This window comes from Moorena sp. SIO4A1, assembly GCF_010672065.1.
GTDB lineage: Bacteria > Cyanobacteriota > Cyanobacteriia > Cyanobacteriales > Coleofasciculaceae > Moorena.
Genome location: NZ_JAAHHX010000304.1, coordinates 1 through 2,335, shown reverse-complemented (window position 1 = coordinate 2,335; position 2,335 = coordinate 1). Strand labels below are relative to the sequence as shown.

The following is a 2,335-nucleotide window of genomic DNA, read 5'->3' as shown; positions in this document are numbered from 1 at the left end:
TGGGTGACCTAGTCCCTTGAACCATGGTGTGTTTAAACTCTTTCCATTTGACGGCTGGGAATGCTTTTTTCGCTAGCTTGGCTGCCTCTATTCTGTCGATTTTCTTTTCCTTTTTGAACCTGTCAAAGGCATCATTGTTCATGAACCATAGACTGTTTCTAGAGCCGTCCATCTTACAGAACTTGTGGTAATTTCTCCAACCTCTAACAATGGGTGCTAGTTTCTGAGCCTTTACTTTAGCTCCATAGTTCGAGTTATTGACGATTTTCTTGACCTTATCCCGGAATGCCAGATAATTCTCCGCTGAGGGAGTGACTATATGTTTTCCGTTCTTCTTGTTGTTTATAAAGTTCCAACCTAAGAAGTCAAATCCATCTGTCGATTTAGTTATCCTTGTCTTTTCTTCACTGATTTCCATCCCTCTCTCTTTCAAAAAGGTTTTTACCTTTTCTAGGATGTTTTCTGCTTTATCTCCTGGCTTTAAGAAAATTAACATGTCATCAGCATATCTTACTGACGGATGTATTTCTTCTATACCGTTTAGGGCAATGTTAGCCAATAATGGGCTTACGACTCCCCCTTGAGGTGTACCTTGTTCAGGGAACTCTGGGTTTATTCCAGCTTTTAAACATCTGAATATTCCTTGCTTTATAGCTTTAGGAGCAATCAGAGCTTCCATTATGCTGGCGTGTGATATTCGGTCAAAGCACTTCTTTATATCTAGTTCTATGACCCTTTTCCTTGCCCCGTTGTGATTTGACTGAAAGTTCTTGTGAACGTACATCAAAGCATCGTGGGCTGAGCGTCCAGTCCTAAACCCGTAACTCCGAGCGTGAAAGGTAGCTTCGTGTGCAGGTTCCAGGGCGTATTTCACTAGACATTGCCATGCTCTGTCTTTAATCGTGGGTACTTTGAGTATTCTAGTTTTACCGTTCTTTTTGGGTATAGGGATTTCCCGTAGTCGGCTGTGTTTCCAGGTAGTTGCACAGTCGTTCAATTCACCCAATAGAAGGAATCTTTGTCGGTGGGTTAGGGATGCCTTTCCATCTACCCCCGCTGTTCTCTTTCCCTTATTTAGTTGAGTTACCTGTCGGATGGCCAGAAGTTTGGCTGATAGGGACTTCAGTATCAGTCTTTGAATAGACCTGGCTTTTCTAAGGTCTCCTTCTCGAACTGCTTTGTACAGTCTTCTTTGTAGGCGGAATAATATTTTCTGGTGTTTCTTCCAGTCAATATCTCTCCAGAGTTCTCTGCGTTTTTGCGCGAGTCTAACCATGCTCTTCTCTGATTTCTGTATTCTGATTGCCCGTAACCAGTTTCCGGTTACATCGTACCCGACATAGGGGATTAGGCTTGGCATAGCTTACCTAAGGTTTTCGACCTTTTCCTTAAGACCCTTGATGTCGTTTTTACTCGTTCCGTCCAAGAGATTCTTTTGTGATTTAGGTCATTCCACTCTGCCTACTAGCTTCTCAGGGAAATACGGCTATCAATGAATAATGCCGCGAGAATCAACGCTAGTGACCTTGACTCATTTGTTGTTCAGGTTGAGTTTGGCCGAATTAAGACATTTTTCTAGGAATTGTTTAACCGTGTCACATCCCTGTTAGCGCCAGTGTTGCCTACCTGCTTCGTGGTCAACTGATTACGCCCTGCTGCCAGCTTCACTCTGGGGGTTGCCGCCTCCTCGGTGTGGCCAGATAAGGATTCACTTAATTCCCTTAAGGGTAGGTCTCTCACCTACATACCTCGGACAGTTATAGATGAAGGCCGGGGAGACAATCCCAGCTGTATTCATCTACCTAACCTTTTCTTCCTGGTTACCCAGGTAGCTCGGGGTTAGAACGAGCCGCACCTTATAGTCGATGTACTCTATTACGAGCAGCACCTCTACTTCAGAACTGGACGTGAAAGTTTCCCCTCATCCAGCTCCTGAGCAATCTCAACCTTTCGGCTTGTCGAATGACTTGCCCCCGTGGGTCAGTTGGTGACAGCTATGATGGACGGCTAGCAGGTTCTTAGGATTCCAGTTGTCGTGGTTTCCATCTATGTGATGAAGGTGTACATCCTCGTTTCCTAAAAATTTCAGTCCACATAATCCACAGGTATGTTTCTGCTTTTTCAAGGCTTTTGCAGTAGCATTGTTGTAGAGCTTACTATTCCTTTGGCTCCAATATACTAGGTCGCCGTCATAGGGTGACCTAGTCCCCTGGGGGGGCGACATGAGAGCTAAAAAGTAGACTGTATAAGCTTCATAGCTCTCATACCTCGTAAATAATTATCGAGCTTATGACGACTTAAACGCATTAACTTATCAACTAATTCCCAACATTGC

General features: G+C 44.2%; 2 protein-coding genes and 1 pseudogene. All 3 read right to left on the bottom strand.

The window, feature by feature from the left end; translation table 11 throughout:
• A partial coding sequence (locus F6K53_RS37550) for a reverse transcriptase domain-containing protein (protein WP_293084738.1) occupies positions 1-1,276 on the bottom strand: 1,276 nt, incomplete at its 3' end.
• A gap of 299 nt (positions 1,277-1,575) precedes the next feature.
• On the bottom strand, positions 1,576-1,740 hold the full coding sequence (locus F6K53_RS37545) for a hypothetical protein (RefSeq protein ID WP_293084735.1): 165 nt from the start codon (positions 1,738-1,740) through the stop codon (positions 1,576-1,578).
• Between the two features lie 202 nt (positions 1,741-1,942).
• Positions 1,943-2,335, bottom strand: a pseudogene (locus F6K53_RS37540) (HNH endonuclease); the annotation flags it as partial.